Origin of the sequence: Aeromonas sp. 2HA2, assembly GCF_029237345.1 — a bacterium.
GTDB classification, from domain to species: Bacteria; Pseudomonadota; Gammaproteobacteria; order Enterobacterales; family Aeromonadaceae; genus Aeromonas; species Aeromonas salmonicida.
Map to the genome: position 1 here is coordinate 70257 of NZ_JAACGB010000012.1, position 20714 is coordinate 90970.

Genomic DNA, 20714 nt, shown 5'->3' on the forward strand with positions numbered 1-20714 from the left:
AAGAAGCAGCCAGAGTAACGCAAGCAAACAGGGCGAGAGCTGGCTCTCGCCCTGCAACCGTGTCCATCATGGCAAGGCCGTCGACTCTGGTGCTATCAGACAGTCAACGCATGCGCCAAACCGCGACCAGGTTCTCTATCCAGAGCAATGTCATTGATCACCCTGTCCAGGGTTTCCTTCCCGGTGTGATGAGGCATGGTGATGATATGTGATATTTTTCCTGATGTGGCCAGACAGTGCTTTTTCCATATATGGTCAGCAGGCTTTGGGAAAACCACAGTGATCGAATTTGGATTGCGCCAGGCATGAATACCTTTGGCGTGAAAACGCTCGATGACAGATTGGGCCATATCAAGACAGTGCTGCGTTCGCTGACGCCAGTCTGAAAACGATCGGCTTTTTATTGCCATCCATAACAGTAGCGGGGTGTAGCCATTGCGCGAGCCACTGATTGTCTGGTCACATGCCGAGATATAATCTATTTCAACCGAGACATGCTCGACATGCTTGCGTCTGGCCAGGACAATCCCGCAGGGAATGGGAGAACCGATCATTTTATGACCCGATACACTTATCGAGTCGACGCCATCGGCGAAAGAGAAAGGTTGAGGGTTGTCGATGAAGGGCAAGATCATGCCACTCAATGCAGCATCGGCATGCAGGTAATAGTCCCCCTTGGTGATTCCTATTTTTTTCAAGCGTCTTTGAATGGTGGCAATATTATCTGTCGCCCCTGTCATCGTCGTCCCTATGTTGGCAAATATAATAGGGTGACGCTCTCCATCCAGTCGAATTCGATTGATCAGGTCATCATAATCCATCTCGCCATTAGGCAGTGAATCGACCATACATGACTTTACTCTCAATAGTCGGATGATCTTTGCAACCGAATAATGTGTATCTTTTGAGTAATATAATGTTGCCTCAGGAAATAACTCGCGGGCCAGATAGCATCCGAACATATTCCCCTCAGTACCACCGTTGGTCACATAACCCCAACTTTGCTCAAAAGGAATGCAGAACAGGGTTGCAAAGAATTGCATCACCTCTCTTTCAAAATCAAAGGAGTTGAGAAGGTAGTTGCTCTGCTGGCTCCAATCACCACAGTTATTGATAGAGAAGTTTAGAAAACGGTTTAAAGCGGAGTAGTCAAAGTCAGCCGCCTCTGGATAACCGATATTGAAATATTGATGCTGCACACAATACCGCCAAAACGACTCTATTTTCCCGGCATCTTCTGATGACAAACCCATTATCATACCCATGGCTAGCGCTATGCAGGCATGCCTGCACATTTGGTGGTGTAGTTTGGCAATCCGCACCTTGATTTATCAAGTTGCCGATGATTAATCGTAAGGGATGGCGGTGAAACAACCATTAATAAAAGTAAAAAGCCATCACGCGGACTCTTGCTGTCAAAACTATAATTTACGGTTATCTTGCAATGGCTTGTCGATTGGCAATCAACTCCCGCCAGCTAGCCAATGTTGGTGATTTTATCAGCTCTTCAAAACTGACATGGATGTTGCGTTCTTTAAGTTCAGCAGCAAATCGCATCACTCGCAAAGAGTCTAGCCCATATAAAATAAGGCTCTCTTCCTGATCCAGCTCTGTGTCATTGTCTTCAATAAGTTGCTGTACGCGCTCTTGTAGCCATTGATGGCTAATCATTTCTGGATTGGTCATGTGAAACCAGCCTCATATTGTTGATGTCATTGTAAATAACAGCAGGCTCAAATATCCACATCATAACTATGGGCCTAACGCCTCCACACATTGAACAGGGATATAAGCCTGCTATTTGTCATGACAATTTTTCGCCCAGGATAATGGAGTTGGAAAATACTTGCCCCGCATTTCAGCGCACACCTTAAACCATTCCGCAGTAGATCCGTTGCAGACTATCTTGCTTCCCCCCCATACAGGTTGACTCAATAAAATAAACTTGAAATGAAAACCATTCTCATTGGTAAATATATAAAGAACCAAATGAATGGCCTTGTCAACATTACGAGCGAGATATGAGAGAACTGACTTCCATGCAGGCGGCTTGCTGGATTGGCCGAGGCAATCACTCAGCACTGGGTGAGGTTTCTGCGCATCTTTACGCCGAGTTCGATTGCCATGCCCTCGACCTGCAACGCTTGGGCCGCGCCCTTGAACATGTGTATCGAGCACACCCCATGCTGCGACTTCAGATAACCCCTGACGGCATGCAGACAGTGGCTGAAATGGCACCATCAGAACGCCTTGAGGTTGATGACTTCAAGACGCTGGGTGATGCAGAACGGGTGGAAGCACTGAGGCGCAAGCGCCAGGAGTGGACACATCAACGCCTTGACCTGGCCCGGGGGCAAGCTGCTCGTTTCTCGGTATCACTTCTGGGGGAGGATGCATGCAGGCTGCATATAGATACCGACATGATAGCGGTCGATCCCTCCAGCTTCCGCGTGCTGATGGAAGACCTGGCGCTGTTCTATGAATGCCCGGACTCGCCACGGCAAACCCCTCCAGCCTTCTTCGACTGGTGCGATGCAATCAATCAGGATCCCGTGCAGCAAGCAGCCAGAATGGCTGACAGATCCTGGTGGCGCAGCAGGCTGTCACAGATAGCGCCGGCCCCCTCGCTGCCAGCGCCAGCACATGCTGCTTCATCCCCCGATAGCCACCGCCTCAGTGCATGGCTCTCCCCCGAAGAGCGTCAAACCCTGATCCAGTTGGCCCGACACAGACGAATGACGCTTTCCAGCCTGATGTTGGGGCTGTTTGCCCACCAGCTCGGCATGGCCACGGGCGACAAGAGATTTCGTCTCAATCTGCCCTTCTTCTGGCGCCAACCCGTGATTGAGGGGACAGAACAAATCGTCGGGGAGTTCGCCAATCTGACCATCCTTGATGTCGACATGACCTCTGCCAATACCCTCGCAGGGCTCTGCCATCAACTGGCAAGCCAGATGGCCGAACGACTCAGTCACGGCAGCTACTCAGGTGTCAGCCTGATGCGCGATCTCTCCCGCCACCATGGTGCTGCCCAGCTAGCCCCTGTGGTGTTCACGGCAGCGCTGGATCTGGATGGCGGCGAACTGTTTTCCGAACGGGTTCACCGCGTGTTTGGCTCCATGAACTGGGTCATCTCCCAGGGACCTCAGGTCGCGCTGGATGCTCAAGTTGTCCGTATTGATGGCGGCATATTGATCAACTGGGACATTCGCCTGGATGCACTGCCGCAAGCCTGGATCACCCGGTTGTTCAACGATTTCGTCACTCAGGTTCGCACAGTGGCCACCAATCCAGCCACCCTTGACCAAGCGCTGACGCCGATGGGAACACCTCTGACACCATTGCAGCAAGCCTATCTGCTGGGTCGCACCACCCAGTTCCCACTCGGGGGAGTCGCCATGCAGGAGTTTCGGGAATACTGCGGGCGACTGGATCCGGCCACGCTGCGGCAGCGACTGCACACCATGGTCAAACGCCACGAGAGTTTGCGCACCCTTGTCGATCCCGAGAGAGTAATCCAGTACGTCAGTGACGAGGAGAGGCTCAACCTTGAGGAGATCGACCTGCGCCACCTCTCTGCCAGCACGGCGCAAGAACGGCTCGAGCTGCATCGCAACCACTATACCCACGCACTCTTCAGCCTCGATCATGCCCCCTGGAACTTGACCCTGTTCCATTTGCCGGATGACCAGCATGTTGTTTTCGCTCGCTTCGATGCGCTCATCCTCGACGGGCGCTCGATCGCGGCACTGATGCTGGAGTTGTTCGAGGGTCATCAGCCCGACATGCTCTCCATCACGGCGGCTCAGGACGCCCCCGTGAGCCCTGAGCTGCGCAAGGCTGATGCCCAGTATTGGACGCATAAACTCGCCGGGCTGGACGGGGCCCCCCGGCTGCCATGGAAACAATCACTGGATCAGATCCCTACCGCCCGTTACGAGCGACAGAGCCTGATCATCCCCCCTGACCTCTTCACCCAGCTTTGCAAACTGGGCTCCCGACAGCACTTTTTCAAAAACACCACCATCATGGCCCTGATCCTGGATGTGCTGTCCCGCTGGCTCGACGAGGGGGATCTGTGTGTCGCCATTCCGGTCGCCCCCTTGCCCTCGGGCCCGCTTGCCAACCGATCCAGCTTCATTGCCGTCAAGTGGTGTGGTGCCAGGGACACCTTGGTAGACAGGGCAAACCAGCTGCAAAACGACGTGATGGAAGGGTTGCAGCATCTGGCCTTCTCCGGGGTGGATATTGCCCGTCAGCTGTTTGAAACCCGGGGTACAGGCCCGGTGCTGCCCATTGTCATCACCAATGGACTCTCCTGGCCAACAGCCACCGGCAGCAGCACCATGACCCTGTGTGCCGGGCTGACCCAGACCCCGCAGGTGGCGATGGACATTCGCTTTTCGAGCCGCGCGGATGGCGCCCTGGTACTGGATATCGACTATGCCCGGGAGGCAATAGAGAGCGACCTGGTGTGCGATATCCTCACGGCACTGGACAAGGCAAGCCGCCATATCGTCACCTCCGGCCTGTTTGATATTGATGCCAGCGCCATCATTGATACGGGCCACTATCGCCATAACAGTGACGAGACAGGGGCAGACACGGACCCCTTCCTCGAGCGCATCGCGGCGCATCTTTTCGATGCCGGCAATGACAAAATTGCCCTGATACAGGGGGATCGCCGCATCAGCTATCGCACTCTCGGCGACAGCGTCTTGCGGATCATGGGGGCGTTCGAAAGAGAGGGGATCACGGCAGGCAAGGTCGTCGCCATCTGTCTGCCCCGCAGCCCGGAGCACACCATGGCTACCCTGGCCTGCGCCCTGAGCGGCGTGGTCTGGGTACCGATAGACAGCTGCTCCCCCACCGAGAGGCTGCACTACTTGCTGGAGAACTGCCGACCAGACCTGATCATCTGTGCAGACGGGCTCGAGTCTGACTACCCCACTGTCACACCAGCGGCGCTGCTGGCGTCTCCCCACGACAATGTCAGCGGTCCCCCCTGGGTCGGGCGCTCCCAACACCTGGCGCCGGCCTACTACCTCTACACCTCGGGGACGACTGGCAAGCCCAAATGCGTGGTGCTCAGCAACAGAGCCACGGCGAATGTCATCGGCAGCACGCTCAAGGCATGGCAGGTCACCCCTGACGATGTGTTCATCTCGGTCACACCGCTGCACCACGACATGTCGGTCTTCGACGTGTTCGGTTGCCTGAGCGCTGGCGCCACTCTGGTGCAGCCGGAAACGGGGGCGGAAAAAGATGCGGTGCGCTGGAATCAGCTGGTGGAGCAGCATGGCGTCACCCTCTGGTGCTCTGTGCCGGCCATGCTCGAGATGTTGCTCTCCTGCAGTCAGGCAACGGGGCTGGCGAGCCTGCGGCTGATCGCGCAAGGGGGGGATTACATCAAACCCGGCATCATAGCCGAACTTCGCAAGCGGCTGCCGTCGGCCCGCCTGACGTCACTGGGAGGGCCGACTGAAACCACCATCTGGAGTATCTGGCACCAGATCGACGCCAGGGATCAGGACAAGATACCGTACGGTACGCCCTTGCCGGGCAACGGCTACTGGTTGCTCAATGAAAGAGGGGAACACTGCCCGACCGGGGTTGCCGGTCGCATCCATACCGCAGGGGTGAATCTGGCGCTCGGCTATCTGGAAGATGGCGAGCTGACACAGCAGGACTTTGTCACCCTTGCGTCAGGCTCCGGTGAGGAGACAAGGGCGTTTCGTACCGGCGATCGGGGCCGTTATCGGGCTGACGGCACCCTGATGTTCGACAGCCGCGTGAACGGCTACATCAAGGTGCGTGGCGTGCGCGTCTCATTGCCTGATATCGAAATCGAGCTCATCAAACACCCGGCCATTGCCCATGTACTGGTGGTGGACTACGGCGCCGAGCTGCAGGGGGAACTCTGTATCGGGGTCCTGTATGTGGGCAAGCATGGGGAAACTGTCTCCATCACCTCGTTACGCGAGCATGCCAAGCAACACCTGCCAGCCTCCCATGTGCCGACGCGCTTTATCCAGGTCGACAGCCTGCCGCTGACACAAAATGGCAAGCCGGATCGGCGCGCAGCACGCAGCACGCTGACCTCATCAGACAAGGGGGGATCGGCACCACAAGCCACGGCGGATGCTGGTGCGACGGATGGCGGCGCCGTGCTCGATATCTATCTGGAGGTGCTGGGACAGGTCCGGAATGAAGGGATGAGCAGTCAGCTCGACTTCACCAGCCTGGGGCTGCGTCCCCAACACCTCAAGGTCATCTCGGCACGCCTGGGTGAGCACTTCTCCAGAGCCCTGTCACCGGGACAACTGCTGCGCTGCCGCAATGCAGCGGATGTGGAAGCCCTGCTCAGGTCCCCCGGTTCCTGACCTATCAAGCCTCGGGGAGAGCGCACTCCCCGGGGTTCATTGTCATTCCCTCGGAGTTTTTTATGGATATCACAAGCGTTGACCTGACCGGTATTGGCATCGGGCCCTTCAATCTTGGGCTGGCAGCCCTGCTCTCCCGTCACAGTGAGGTGACGGGGGTATTTCTCGAGCGCAAACCCGCGTTTCGCTGGCATGAGGGGTTGCTGCTGCCGGGCACCACACTGCAAGTGCCCTTCCTGGCCGATCTGGTGACACTGGCCGACCCGACCCACCCCCTGAGTTATCTCAACTACCTGCACCAGCAGGATCGACTTTACCCCTTCTATTACTACGATCACTTCCTGATCCCGAGACGGGAATATGACCACTACTGCCGCTGGGCCGCGCAGCAGCTAACGAGCTGTCACTTTGGCGAAGAGGTCATCGATGTCCGCTATGACGACTCCAGGGAGAGGTTTCTCATCGACAGCACATCCGCAACCGGAAGCGTACAGCGCTACAGCAGCCGCGATCTGGTTATCGGCATAGGCACCCCCCCCTGGTTGCCCGACTGGGCTCGGGAATGCCAACATCCTCTCGTCATGCATTCAGCCCGGTTCATGCATGCCAGGGAGCAGCTCTCGCAATGCAAGCGGGTGACCGTCATTGGATCGGGACAGAGTGCCGCCGAATGCGTATTGGCGCTCTTTAGCGCCTTGACCCCGCAGCAGGTCCGGGCCGGAGCCTCCATTCAGTGGATCACCCGGGCGGCCGGTTTTCACCCCATGGAATATTCGAAGCTGGGACAGGAGTGCTTCACCCCCGCCTACATGCACTACTTCCACACGCTGCCCAGAGAGCGGCGCCGGGAAATAGTGGCGGAGCAAGGGTTGCTCTACAAAGGCATCAGCTTCTCGACCATTGGCGAGATTTTTGATCTGCTCTATGAGAGATCCATCGGCGGAGAGACGCCAGGCCTGGTGCTCTACTCACATTGCACCATCGAAGGAGTGGAGGAACTGGATGGCCAGGGTGCCCTGCGCATGAGCTGCCATCACACCCAGCTGGATCAGCACTGCACACTGGAGACCGATGCCATCGTCGCCGCAACCGGTTATGCCCATGCATGGCCTGCGTGGTTTGAACGGCTCAAAGGCACAGTCCTGGCCGTTGATGAGCAGGGGGATTGCATAGTCCAGCCAGATTTCACGACCCGTCGTTGCGACAGAGGACAGGGGCGGATCTTTGTTCAGAATGCCGAAATATTTCAGCATGGGGTGGGCTCACCGGATCTGGGCATAGGCCCCAACCGCAATGCACATATCATCAATCAGTTGCTTGGTCGGGAGCAGTATCGCCTGCCCCGAACCTCCACCTTCCAGCACTATGGGCTACCCACCTCCTAGCCCTGGGTTCTGCCCCCTGTCGGCTGACAGGGGGCAAAATGCTGTTTATGCCTCCTTTTGCAGTGCCAGATCAGCCAGTCGACATGCACTCGTACCGGTACTTGTCATCAGTCCGAACAGCCGGTTCAGCACAACGCAAAGGGCCTCGACCCAATCCCTGCTGTAGCGTTCGGCGCTATAAGTGATCACCAGCCGCAATCTGCGCTCCCCTTCCAGCACATCCTCCATGATCTCGAACTGCAACCCGAACATGGACTCCGTTTTGTCAGGATCAATCTGTCGGTAGCGGATCCCCTCACCGACAGGGGTTGGCAAGCGCCCGTTCAAGGCATTCTTGGCGTGAATCTGGACATAGACATCGAACAGGAGACCCTCTGCCGCCGTCATGCCAAGTCCTTGCTGGATCTGCTCCAGCGGGATGTCTGCGTAGGACATGGAGTCATTGATGGTATGCGTAACCGTCCTCAACAGACTGCCGAAAGACTCCTGCTCATCGAACTCGACCCTGTGCGCCACCATGGTGGTGAAGTAACCCACCGTATCAAAGAATGCCGGATCGGTACGCCCGGATGCCGAGGTCCCTATGACGATCTCGTTCAGGCCATCCAGCTTGTGCAGGGATACGGCAATCGCCGTGTACACCAGATTGAAGAGCGAAGAGTCATGGCCTCTGGCGAAGGCATACAAACTGTCGAGACTCCCCTGCTCGAGCTTGAGCTCCAGCCACTGCGCCGCGATAGAACCCTGGCCCTCGGACGGAGCACATAGCCGCTGCTTTCGCCGCTCGTCGGCAGCACCTTGCAACATCCGGGTCCAGTACGCCAGGTGCCGGGGATTGATGCCCTGCTCTGCCTGCTGCCGTACAAATCCGTGAAAATCGAGCGCTGGCGTGGCCCATACCGGCGCCTGATCTGCCGCACGGGCAAGATAAGCGCTGGCGAGATCCTCCATCATGAGGTTGATGGACCACTCATCCACCACCATGTGATGAACCAGGAATGAGAGGTGCTGACGGCCAGTCGCCACATCCAGAATGAAACGGATACGGATTGGCAGCTCACGGGAGAGATCGAATTGATAGGTCGCCTCACTGGCCAGGGAGACACCTCCGCTTTCAGCGCTGTGCCAGAACCACCTATATTGGCCCAGATGTTCAACGGGAATAATACGCTGGAATACCTGACCGTCTTGCACATGGAAAGTCGTTCGCAAACTGGGGTGGCGTTTTATCAGGTCTGTAAATGCCTGCAAAAAAACCGTTTCATCAACTTCATCAATAAAATCCAGCGCAAAGGGCAGATTGAAGATAGTGCCAAAATCATGGGCAGCATAGGCTCGCCACAATGACGCTTGTGCCAGCGCGAGTGGTGCCTGCTGGCTGGTATTTTCAACAACAAGTGAAGGTATTTGCTGAGGCGGGCTATTCAATACTGCTTTTTTAGCGAGGGCAGCCGCAGAAGGCGACTCAAAAAAATCATTGAAACGGCACTCAATACCATGACGATTCTGTAACTTGCCAATAATGCGCGTAGCCAGCAATGAGTGGCCGCCAAAATCAAAGAAGTCATCATTAAGCGTCATGTCAGGGCTGGATAAAGCAATACGAAACTCATCAAGTAAAATAAGTGCCAGCTTGTCCCTTTCCGTGTGTTCCGTCTGGTTATTGGTAATTTCAGGTGCTAACACGCCTGAGTTTATCGATAGCTTTGTCATTTCCAGAGAAGGCAGATGCGGAGCAAGGGCGCCGTACTCATCACGCAATCTGGACACCAGCTCGCCCAGACAACACGCCTCCCCCAGTATGGGATGAGACATCACTGCGAACATAACACACTGTTCTACATGGATAATGAATGCCTTGAACGGCGGCTGGCAGGCAGAATCCCAGGGCGACGCATGAAGGGCGCCAAGGGTGGCATCGAGGTCCCCAGAAGACAACCGGATAAATTCCAGACAAGGATACCAGCCATCAACCCTGTATTTATAAAGGTCTCCTTCATCACTGAAGAGATAGCGGGAATTCAAATCCGGCAAGGCCGTTATTAATGACTGAATTGTCAGAGTGAGCAATGAAATATCGACATTGTCATCCAGCCGCCAGACTTCCAGGTGCTTGATGACTTGCTCCGGATGCTGTTGTTGCAACAACCAGATATTTTCTTCATGAGTGCTCACAGGTATTTCTGGCAATACCTCGGAGTAACATAGTGGCAAGAGTGGCCTCCTTGCTGAATTGTGAATAATGACCATTGGGTTATGCCGGTTTTTCTGTCAAAAACCACTGAGATAGCTCCCCTGCTGTCAGAGTCAGTGAAGAGCATTGCTTGATATCTACGAACAGGATATCTTGTAAATGATTATCATATAGATTTTCATTATCAAAAAGAAAAACACTGTATTCGGGAGAAAAGAGCCGTGGAGAGGGATGCTTGCTCCTTGCAGGAACAGTGGCAGACGTTATATCGGGACAATCATGGATGGCTCTGTCGCCTGCTCCGCCGCAAGCTGGGAAATTCGTACGATGCAGCGGATTTGGCTCACGATATTTACCTCCACCTCATCAATAAGGGCCATATTCCCGCGGCCAGCGAATCGCGCCGTTATTTGATGCAAATAGCCAAAGGCAAACTGATCGATCTCTATCGCCGGCGCAGTCTGGAAGCCCGCTATCTCGAACGCCAAACCCAGCAACCTGCACTCAGGGAACCTTCCGAAGAGACCCGTGCACTGATGCGCGAAGCTCTGGGCGCGGTCGATATGGCGTTGCAGCGCAAGCCACCCAAGATCCGCCAGGCTCTGCTGCTGTCGAGACTCAATGGTATGGGCTACCAGGACATAGCAACCGAACTGCAGGTCTCGGTCTCTTCCGTTGAGAAGTACATAGCCCTTGGCCTGCAGACCTGTCACCAGTGCGAATCAGACGCGGGACGCTGAACTTTCTTTGGTCTTAAAAAGATTCATTTGAGGTTTTTATCCGCCCGTTCGGAAAACCACAAGAGACGTGTCAGCCCAATGCAAACGAGACGGTGGGACATGGCCGCCATCACCCCACAGTGGAGAAGTATTCATGAAGGTAGACGACGAGTTCATCCTTGATTCCAAAGCCGCGGGTCCGATTGCCCGAGTCCTTTCACCTATCCGAGGCCGGCTGCTGGCTGCCGCCCTGCTCGCCGCCGTTGGTTCCATGCTGACACTGGTTCCCCTGGCGGGTATCACCCGGATTGCACAGCTGGTGCTCGACCAGGAGGGTGCTGGGTGGGAGCTTGAAAAACTCTGGCTGATTGTCGGTGCCAGCCTGGCGAGTCTGTTTCTGGGCATGACGCTCATTTCCGCGGGCGATCTGGTCGCTCACCTCGCCGACAACCGCATCACTGGCTATCTGCGCCAGGCGCTGACCCGCCGCCTGGCCAGAGTGCCGCTGGGCTGGTTCACGGCCCGGGCATCGGGTGAAGTGAAACAGGCGATGCAAGATGACATAGGCACACTGCACAGCCTGACGGCCCATTTCTTCACGACCATGGGACGTAGCGCCGGTGCCGTTGCCATCTCGATTGCCTACCTGTTCTTCATGGACTGGCGCATGGCCATCATCTCGCTGCTGCCCTTTCCCCTCTTCTTCCTGTTCTCCGCCAGGGCGCACAGCGCCAGCGCCGCCAACATGCAGCAGTTCGGTGCCGGCATGGCGCGGATCAACAACGCCGTGGTCGAGTTTGTCAGCGGCATTCCGGTAGTGAAGGCATTCGGTGTTCAGGGCAAGCTCCACAGCAGCTACCGCGAAGCCATCGATGCCTTTGCCGATGCCTTCAAGGCGTTTACCCGCCCCCTGGTCAGCGCCATGGCCAATGCCAACGCCATCATGGCGCCAGCCTCCGTGCTCGGTGTCGTGCTGGCCGGGGGCGTCGTGCTGGTCAGTGCCGGCTGGATAGCGCCAGCCGATGTGCTGCCATTCGTGCTGGTGGCCCCAGGGCTTTGCGCCCCCCTGCTGCTATTGAGCTACCTCACCCATGACCTGAACAATGCGACCGGCGCTGCCCAGCGGGTGCATGCCTTGCTGCAGACTCCCGTGCTGGACACCACTGCTGCAACCGACTCCCAGCAGCCTGCAAACGGGGAGATCCGGGTCGAGCAACTGAGCTACGGCTATGACGATCAGGTACAGGTGCTGACCGACATCAACTTCACTCTGCAGACTGGCACCGTCACTGCCATTGTCGGGGTATCCGGTTCGGGGAAATCCACACTGGCACGCCTGCTGCTTCGCTTCTTCGATCCGGATGCTGGGAGGATCACCCTTGGCGGGGTCGATCTCAGACAAATGGACAGTGCCCGGCTCTATCGACACATCGGCTTTGTCTTGCAGGATGTACGCCTCATTCACGCCAGTCTGCACGACAACATAGCGCTGGGTCGTCCGAACGCCACCCGGGCAGAGGTTGAAGCCGTCGCACGGCTCGCCAATGTCCACGATCGTATTCTGGCGCTGCCGCATGGATACGACTCAGTGGTCGGAGAGGATGCGCAGCTCTCCGGTGGGGAACTGCAACGGGTGAGCATAGCCCGCGCCCTGCTGCTCGACCCGCCGGTGCTGGTGCTTGACGAAGCCACGGCGGCGGCCGATGCCGACAACGAGGTGAAGCTGCAACAGGCACTCTCTGCCTTTGCTCATGGCCGAACCCTGGTCGTCATCGCACACAGACTCGACACCGTCATGAACGCCGATCAAATCCTGGTGATCGACAACGGTACCCTCTGCGAACAGGGCAGGCACGACGAACTGTTGGCACTCAATGGCCGTTATGCCCGCTTGTGGGCCCAGGGCCGCTATGACAAGGCCATTCCCGTAGAGAAAAGACAATCCCCTGAGCATGAAGAGGCGGTCCCCCAATGCTGAAGACCTTTGTTCGTCTGCTGGACGATGACACTGCAATATTGCGTCGCTATGGCTGGCTGGCAGTGATCTACAGCCTCTGTTGCGGCCTCACCATAGTCACCCTGATCCCTGTGCTCAGGCACTTGTTGCAGGGAGAGGTGAACAGCGCAGCCAGCTGGCTGTTCGTCCAGCTGCTGGGGGTGGTGCTCTGCTGGTACCTCAGGCGCAAGGTGGAAAAGGCGGGGATAGCGGTCGGCATTGCCGTCCTCCAGACGGGTCGCCATCAGCTGGGCGAGCACGTCGGCAGCCTGCCCATCGGCTGGTTTACCCCTGCCAACACAGCCCGGCTCAATCACGCGGCATCACAGGGGATGATGGAAATCGCCCAGCTCCCGGCCCATGTGTTTACCCCGCTGCTGACCGGCTCCCTCATACCCCTGGTAGTGCTGGCGGCTCTGTTTGCCATCAACCTGACCCTGGGGCTGGTGGCGCTGGTCGCCCTGCCGCTCATGGTGGGGGTGTTCTGGTTCACTGGCCGCCTCAATCAAGCGGCTGACCTGAAGTTCCACCGCAATGCCGCCTCCACCAGCCAGCGCATGGTCGAATTCGCGCAGGCACAATCCGTGCTGCGAGCCTTCAATGGCGAGCGCGGCGGTACCCGCTTCCTCGAGCAGGCCATCTCGCAGCAACAGCAATCTGCCAAAAAACTTATCCAGCTCACTGCCCTCTCATCCGGACTCAATCTCTGGGCGGTGCAAGCCGGCTTTGCCGCCCTGCTGATCGCCGCGACCCTGTGGTTGCAGGGAAATGCAGGCGCTGGCGTGGACAAAGAGGGGCTGATTGCCGCCCTGATGGCCCTGGTGCTGATAAACCGTTTCATCGATCCCTTGCTCGATGTGGCCAGTTACAGCGATATCCTGCGCAGCGTCCGTGGACAGCTGGATGCCTTGCGAGACATCTTTGCGCAAGCTCCCCAGTCGGCCCCGCACTCACCACGCATCCCGACCGATGCCTCGGTCGAGCTGTGCAACGTCAGCTTCCGGTATGCCGCAAATCAACCCTCCGTGCTCAGTGACGTCAGCCTGAGAGTCGAACCGGGCAGCATGACGGCGCTGGTCGGGGCATCCGGCTCGGGGAAAACCACCTTGCTGAGGCTGATTGCACGCTTTTTCGATGTCAGCCAGGGAGAAGTCAAGGTGGGTGGCGTGGATGTCAGGGAGATAACCGGCGACGTACTGGCCAACCAGATCAGCCAGATTTTCCAGGATGCCTACCTGTTCCAGGGCTCGATTGCCGACAACATCCGCATCGGCAAACCGAATGCCAGCGATGAAGAGGTGTTGATCGCGGCAAGGCAAGCCGGGGTGAGCGAGATCCTGGAGCGCCTGCCCCAGGGTCTGGCAACTCAGGTGGGTGAAGGAGGTGCCCGCCTCTCTGGCGGTGAGCGGCAACGTATCTCCATCGCCCGGGCCCTGATCAAGGATGCCCCCATACTGCTGGTCGACGAGGCCACGGCAGCCCTGGATGCGGAGAACCAGGCCGCCATCGCCGAGGCGCTGGCGCGTCTGCGAGGGAAACGAACCCTGATTGTCATCGCCCACCAGCTGTCGACGGTCGAGATGGCAGACCAGATACTGGTACTGGAAGAGGGCAAGGTACGCGAACAGGGCACCCATGCCGAACTCAGCCGCCAGTCCGGTCCCTATGCCCATTTCCTGGCACAACGGCAAGCCGCCAAGGGATGGCGCATCACCCGCGCAGTCCGTGACGAGGCCACCTCTTGAGACCAGCAGTACTGCCCACCCTCTTGATCCTGCTCAGTGGCCTCTCCCTGCTGGTCGGGGTCAAACAGATATCCCTGGCGGCGCTCTGGTCCTTCTCGGGCGACAGCTGGCTGACCCTTACCGCCAGCCGGTTGCCCCGACTGGCGGCACTCCTGCTCACCGGGGCCGGCTTGTCGGTGTCCGGGGTCATATTGCAGCAGATAGTGCAAAACAAGTTTGTGGAACCGGCCACCTCGGGTGGGCTGGATGCCGCCAAACTCGGCATCCTGATTGCACTGACCCAGCTCCCCTCAACCGGCACCACGGGGCGGATGCTGGTGGCGCTGGTGTTTTGCTTTCTGTCCAGCCTGCTGTTCATCGCCATCATACGGCGCATTCAGTTCAAGAATACTGTGCTGATACCCGTGATTGGCCTCATGTATGGCAGCGTGCTCAGCGCCATCGCCGAGTTCTATGCCTATCGGCACAACATATTGCAAAGCATACAGGGCTGGCTGCTGGGGGATTTCTCCAAGGTGGTCGAAGGCAATTACGAGATCATCTACCTGATCCTGCCCATCACAGTGCTCACTTATCTCTATGCCCATCGCTTCACAGTGCTGGGCATGGGGGAAGAGGCGGCCACCAGCCTGGGACTGCGCTATTCGGCAACGGCGGCATTGGGATTGGTGCTGGTGGCAGTCACGGTAGCCGCCACCGTCATCACAGTGGGGGCCATCCCCTTCGTCGGTCTGGTCATCCCCAACCTGGTGGCCATGCATTACGGTGAGCACCTGAAGAAAACCCTGCCCATCGTCGCCATGAGCGGCGCCCTGCTGCTGCTGGCGTGCGACATTCTCGGCCGCCTGCTGATCTACCCCTTCGAGGTGCCGATAGGCTTGACCGCAGGCAGCGTGGGGGGCGTGCTGTTCCTGTCCATGATCCTGTGGAGACGCGCATGAAGCACCTGTTGATCCCTTATGGCATCTGGGCGCTGGTGATAGTGCTGGCCTTGCTGTTTCTGCTGGTGGGGTCGGATCTGGACTTCGACTATGTGATCCCCCAAAGGTTGATGCGTCTTGCCGCCATCGGGCTGGCGGGCATCTGTATCGCGCTATCGGCTGTGACGTTTCAGACACTGGCGGGCAACCGGCTCCTGACTCCCGCCATCATGGGCTACGAGGCTGTCTATCTGCTGCTGCAAGCCTTACTGGTACTGACGCTGGGCAGCCAGAGCCTGATCCTGCTGGACCGTCAGGAAAACGTGCTGCTGTCACTGCTGTTCATGCTGGGCTACTCCTGGATAGTCCATCGCTGGCTGTTCAGGGAGGGGCAGACCAACCTCTATCAGCTGCTGCTGGCGGGCCTGGTACTGACCATGGTGCTCGGCACCTTTACCCAGTTCATCCAGCTCAAGACCAGCCCGGGTGAGTTCTCTATCCTGCAAGGCTTCAGCTACGCCACCTTCAACCGGGTACAGCCCGGACAACTGCTGTTCGGCGCCGCCTTGATCACCCTGGTCGGCATCATGACCCGCCGACGGCTGGCAGTGCTGGATGTGCTCTCCCTGGGCCGTGACCAGGCAATCTCGCTGGGAGTGGATTACCGGCACACAGTGCGGCTGCAACTGGCCTTGATCGCCGTGCTGGTGGCCGTATCCACCAGCCTGGTGGGCCCAACGGCCTTCATGGGGGTATTCGTGGCCAATATCACCTATGCGCTGGCACGCACCTTCCGCCACAGGGTCACCCTGCCGCTGGGCTGCGCCATTGCCATCGCTATTTTTATCGTCGCCCAGTTTCTGGTGGAGCAGCTGTTCAACTACCGCACCACGGTCAGCATCCTCATCAACCTGGTGTGCGGCACCTACTTTCTCGCCCTCATGGTCAAAACGAAAGGCACCCCATGATCACCCTGGAGCATGTTCACAAGACTTACGGTGACAAGCCAGTGCTGCGCGATGTCACCCTTGCCTTTCCCGCCGGCCAGGTCACCTCGCTGATCGGGCCCAATGGCGCAGGCAAGAGCACGCTGCTGATGTCGATTGCCCGGCTGCTCACCGTCAGCCGGGGCAGAATTCTGATGGACGGGATCAATATCGAGCAGATCCCCACCCGCGACTATGCCAGACGGGTCGCGACCCTGCGCCAGTCACCGGACGTCGGGCTGCGCCTGACCGTTGACGAGCTGGTCTCTTTCGGGCGCTTCCCCTACAGCCAGGGAGCCCTCACCCGCCAGGACCGGCTGGCAATCGATGACGCCATTGATTTTCTGGCCCTTGCGCCGCTGCGCAAGGCCTATCTGGATGAGCTCAGCGGCGGTCAGCGACAGATGGCGTTTCTGGCCATGACCATTGCCCAGCAGACCGACTGCTTGTTGCTGGATGAACCCCTCAACAATCTGGACATGAAGCATGCGGTCAACATCATGCAGGCCATACGGCGCCTCTGTGATGAACAGGGCCGCACCGTCATTCTGGTGGTACACGACATCAACTTTGCCGCCAACTATTCCGACCACATAGTCGCGATGAAAGCAGGCGCCATCGCCCACAGCGGCCCGGTCGGCCAGGTGGTCACCCGTGCCTGTCTGCAAGACCTCTATGAACTGGACTTCGAGATACTGCCGAGTCAAAACGGCTTCGTCTGCAACTACTTCAACCCATCCCTGTCAGGAGAATCGCTATGAGGATGAACAAGGCACATGCAGTACACGGAATATTGCTGGTGGCGGCCGCTGGCCTGATGGGGTGTGATGACGCCGCATCAGGATCGGCGGCACAGACACCCTCGGCAAACGATCCCATTGTCACTGTCGAACACCAGCTGGGTACGACCCGGATAACCCACCGCCCGGAGCGGGTGGTGGCCTTCGACATGAGTGAACTGGATACCCTGGATCAGCTGGGCGCCCCCGTGGCGGGCATCGCCAAAGACTATGTTGCTCACTTCCTCAGCAAATACAAAGACGATCCCAACGTCATGGATGTGGGCACCACCATACAACCCAACCTGGAGCGACTGCACAAACTCAAGCCGGATCTCATCCTGATCTCCCCCCTGCAAGCCCAGAGTTATCAGGAGCTGAGCCGGATAGCGCCGACCCTGCACTACGACATCGACATGACCAATCACCAGGGGCATGTACTGGAAACCGCCAAGGCTCACCTGCTCACCCTCGGTAAGATACTGGGTAAAGAGGAACTGGCGCGCGAAAAGGTTCAGCAGATAGACGACAAGATAGCCCAGGTACGTGAAGTGACCCGGAACCGACCGGAAAAGGCCTTGATAGTGCTGCACAATAACGGCGCCTTTACCTCCTTCGGCACACACTCACGGTATGGCTTCATCTTCGATACCCTTGGGGTTCAGCCGGCGGGGCCTGACAGGGAAACAGGCACCCATGGGCAGCCCATCTCCAACGAGTTCATCCAGCAGGCGGATCCGGACATCCTCTATGTGATCGACAGGACGGCCGTGATGGAGCGGCGGGCGGCACTCAATGCCCAGAGCCTGGATAACCCCCTGCTGCGCCAGACCAAGGCGTGGAAAAGTGGCAAGGTCATCTTTGTCGACCCGGAAACCTGGTATCTCTGCACGGCCAGCGTGACCTGTCTGACCCGCATTGCCGATGAAGTGATGACAGGCTACCGCAGCTGACAGGATCACGTTGTTTGCCCGGCTGTCGCGGCTGAATCACTGGCCGTTATGCTGCCGGGCCACAAAGATACAAATGATATTCATTTTTATTTGAGGGTTGTAAAGTCTCGTTCGGAAAACAGAAGGAGACAATCAATCACCTCCTCGAATAGAAAGGAATCCTGAATGTTAAAGCCCCATCTGTTGCATCCTGCAGCGCTCGCCCATCCCCCTCTGGCACAAACCGTTTCCCGCTTTTCCTTGAACAAGCTGGGCGTGGCCGCACGTCTGGCCATTCTGGCCGGTGTCAGTGGCACACTGCTGCTCGGCCTGGCCCCATCGGCGCAGGCACAATCCCCGGAGCTGTCGGTCACGACCACAAAAAGCCTCAGTATCCCGGCTGGCTCTCTGGCCCAGGCACTCAAGACCTTCTCGTCCGAGACAGGTATCAGCCTGGATCTCGATGATAAAACGCTGCAAGGGATGACCAGCCCCGGGCTGGCAGGCCAATACAGTCCCCCCCAGGGTCTGGCCCTCTTGTTGAGTGGTCACGATCTGGTGGCCGAGCCTGCGGGAGAGGGACGCTACAAGGTTCGCCGGCAAGCCGGGGTCAGTGCCGATGAGGTCATGGTGGTGCAAGGGCGTCAGACCTATGCCGGTGGCCAGGTGGCCTCTGACAGTCGGGTCGGATTGCTTGGCAATAAGCACTTCATGGATACCCCGTTCAACACCGTCAGCTACACAGAAGAGTACATAGAGAACGAGCAGGCACAGGATATCGGCTCCCTCGCCGGTGCCACCAATGCATCCATCTATGTGCCAAGCAAACGCAGCGTCTTCGAGACCTTCTACATGCGTGGCTTCAGCACCACGGCCAGTGACATGACCTTCAACGGTTTGATCGGCATGGCGCCCAACATGCGCAGTTCGACCGAGATGGCCGAGCGGGTCGACGTGCTCAAGGGCCCGTCCGTGTTGCTCAACGGCATGCCGCCAGACGGCAGCGTGGGGGGCAGCATCAACATAGTGCCCAAACGCGCTGGCAAGGATCCTCTGGCCAAGGTGACCGCCACCTATGAATCAGACGGGCTCGGCGGCGTGCATCTGGATCTCGGTCGCCGTTTCGGGGAAGAAAAACAGTGGGGGGTGCGCTTCAATGGTGTCTACCGCGATGGTGACACCCCGGTCAATGACCAGCAGCACAAGATGGAGCTGACTTCCATTGGTTTTGACTGGCGCAACGAGCGGGCCCGCGCCTCCCTCGATCTCTATCGGCAACATGAAGAGGTGGATGGGGTCAACTACTTCAGCATCTACTCCATCGCCAGCACTGTCACCCAACTGCCCACAGCCAAAAAAGGTGACTATTCACTGGCTCCGCCCTGGGCCTACACCATCAATGACACCAGGGCAGCCGTATTGCGGGGGGAGTACGACCTGACCGATTCGCTGACGGCCTTTGCCGCGTGGGGCCAGCGAGAGGGGGGATACAGAGCCCTGATCACCCGCAATACCCTGCTCAACAATGCGGGGGACATCAATGCCATGGCCATTCGCTCCGAACGGGACGGCACCCAACGCTCGGGCGAAGCCGGTCTGCGCGGCCACCTCGGCACGGGCCCTGTCGATCACGCCTGGTCACTGGCTGCCACGCACTACACCTCGGAGCTCAGCTTCAAGGATCGCATGTATCCCAACCACACAATCACCAACTATGACCACCTCGATTTTGGCTCGGCCCCCGATCAGAGCGGTTTTGGCGCAGTGACGTCCAGCAGCGACGCCAAGCTGGAAAGTGTCGCCCTGGTGGACACCCTCTCCTTCCTGGACGGGGACCTGCAGTGGACAGTCGGCGCCAGACACCAGATGGTGGAGAGCACCAACTATGGTGCCAGCGGCGCGCAGACCTCCCACTATGACGAGAGCCGGCTCTCGCCAGCCACCGCCATCCTGGTCAAGGTACGGGATGACCTATCCCTCTACACCAACTACATAGAGGGGCTGGGCCAGGGGGGCACGGCGCCCACCACGGCCAGCAATGCGGGTGAAATCATGAAGCCCTACCAGACCAAGCAGTATGAGGTCGGCGCCAAGCTGGATCTGGGTCAGTTCGCCCACACACTGAGCCTGTTCCAGATAGCCAAACCAAGTGCCTACACGGATCCGGTCAGCAATGTCTATGGGGTCTACGGTGAACAGCGCAACCGGGGGATTGAGTGGGATCTGTTTGGCGAGCTGACTCCGGAACTGCGCCTGCTGGGGGGAGCCTCCTATACCCAGGCCGAACTGACCAAGGCCCTCAACAAGGCCAATGAAGGCAACCAGGCGACCGGGGTGCCCAAAGTGATGGCCAAGCTGGGGCTGGAATACGACCTCGCCGCCCTGCCCGGGCTCACGCTGACCGGCAATACCCAGTTTGTCGGCAAGCGCTATGTCACCGATGACAACCGCATGTCGCTCTCCCCCTACACCACCTTCGACCTGGGGGCCCGCTACACCACCAAGATTGCCACCAAGGAGGTGACGGTGCGAGCCTCGGTGCAAAACCTCACCAATCATGCCTACTGGCTCGGCTCCTGGAGCGGTGGCGACGGCAGCGGGCTGTCCGGCGGGCTGGGTTCTCCACGAACCTTCCTTCTGTCCACCTCACTGGCATTCTGAGTTGGCTGTCTGCC

The 20714-nt window shown here is 58.1% G+C and carries 13 protein-coding genes; 10 read left to right on the forward strand and 3 right to left on the reverse strand.

Annotated elements, in window-relative coordinates; genetic code table 11:
• Positions 1–95: 95 nt before the first annotated feature.
• Together GWQ29_RS15640 and GWQ29_RS15645 are read right to left on the reverse strand one after the other, a co-directional pair.
• Complete coding sequence (locus tag GWQ29_RS15640; RefSeq protein ID WP_275919793.1) at positions 96–1265, reverse strand: histidine decarboxylase; 1170 nt, start codon at positions 1263–1265, stop codon at positions 96–98.
• 169 nt (positions 1266–1434) lie between these two features.
• On the reverse strand, positions 1435–1686 hold the full coding sequence (locus GWQ29_RS15645; protein ID WP_169047127.1) for a phosphopantetheine-binding protein: 252 nt from the start codon (positions 1684–1686) through the stop codon (positions 1435–1437).
• Positions 1687–2021: 335 nt separating this feature from the next.
• Between GWQ29_RS15645 and GWQ29_RS15650 the strand changes: the two genes are divergently transcribed.
• Complete coding sequence (locus GWQ29_RS15650; RefSeq protein WP_275919794.1) at positions 2022–6383, forward strand: amino acid adenylation domain-containing protein; 4362 nt, start codon at positions 2022–2024, stop codon at positions 6381–6383.
• Between the two features lie 62 nt (positions 6384–6445).
• A complete protein-coding gene (gene basC / locus GWQ29_RS15655; RefSeq protein ID WP_275919795.1) occupies positions 6446–7768 on the forward strand; it encodes a putative histamine N-monooxygenase in 1323 nt (440 codons plus the stop codon).
• Between the two features lie 45 nt (positions 7769–7813).
• Here the strand turns inward: basC and GWQ29_RS15660 are convergent, their stop codons facing one another.
• Positions 7814–9943 carry a condensation domain-containing protein gene (locus GWQ29_RS15660; RefSeq protein ID WP_275919796.1) on the reverse strand — a complete coding sequence of 710 codons (2130 nt, stop codon included), beginning with the start codon at positions 9941–9943 and terminating at the stop codon, positions 7814–7816.
• A gap of 240 nt (positions 9944–10183) precedes the next feature.
• Here GWQ29_RS15660 and GWQ29_RS15665 point away from each other — a divergent pair, with 240 nt between their 5' ends.
• From GWQ29_RS15665 to GWQ29_RS15700, 8 genes are all read left to right on the forward strand, one after another.
• Complete coding sequence (locus tag GWQ29_RS15665) at positions 10184–10702, forward strand: sigma-70 family RNA polymerase sigma factor (RefSeq protein WP_034524603.1); 519 nt, start codon at positions 10184–10186, stop codon at positions 10700–10702.
• Positions 10703–10835: 133 nt separating this feature from the next.
• Positions 10836–12659 (forward strand): ABC transporter ATP-binding protein, encoded by a 1824-nt coding sequence (locus GWQ29_RS15670; protein ID WP_275919797.1) that lies wholly within the window; start codon positions 10836–10838, stop codon positions 12657–12659.
• The gene (locus tag GWQ29_RS15675) at positions 12653–14422 is read left to right on the forward strand and encodes an ABC transporter ATP-binding protein (RefSeq protein ID WP_275919798.1); all 1770 of its coding nucleotides are present in this window, start codon (positions 12653–12655) and stop codon (positions 14420–14422) included. The genes GWQ29_RS15670 and GWQ29_RS15675 overlap by 7 nt, the downstream gene beginning before the upstream one ends.
• Positions 14419–15363 (forward strand): iron chelate uptake ABC transporter family permease subunit, encoded by a 945-nt coding sequence (locus GWQ29_RS15680; RefSeq protein WP_059112332.1) that lies wholly within the window; start codon positions 14419–14421, stop codon positions 15361–15363. The genes GWQ29_RS15675 and GWQ29_RS15680 overlap by 4 nt, the downstream gene beginning before the upstream one ends.
• An 11-nt stretch (positions 15364–15374) precedes the next feature.
• The gene (locus GWQ29_RS15685; protein WP_321167833.1) at positions 15375–16310 is read left to right on the forward strand and encodes an iron chelate uptake ABC transporter family permease subunit; all 936 of its coding nucleotides are present in this window, start codon (positions 15375–15377) and stop codon (positions 16308–16310) included.
• Positions 16307–17089, forward strand: a complete 783-nt coding sequence (locus GWQ29_RS15690) for an ATP-binding cassette domain-containing protein (protein ID WP_275919799.1) — start codon at positions 16307–16309, stop codon at positions 17087–17089. The genes GWQ29_RS15685 and GWQ29_RS15690 overlap by 4 nt, the downstream gene beginning before the upstream one ends.
• Positions 17086–18060 (forward strand): siderophore ABC transporter substrate-binding protein, encoded by a 975-nt coding sequence (locus GWQ29_RS15695; protein ID WP_219598101.1) that lies wholly within the window; start codon positions 17086–17088, stop codon positions 18058–18060. The genes GWQ29_RS15690 and GWQ29_RS15695 overlap by 4 nt, the downstream gene beginning before the upstream one ends.
• 165 nt (positions 18061–18225) lie before the next feature.
• A complete protein-coding gene (locus GWQ29_RS15700) occupies positions 18226–20700 on the forward strand; it encodes a TonB-dependent receptor (RefSeq protein ID WP_275919800.1) in 2475 nt (824 codons plus the stop codon).
• The last annotated feature ends 14 nt before the right edge of the window (positions 20701–20714 follow it).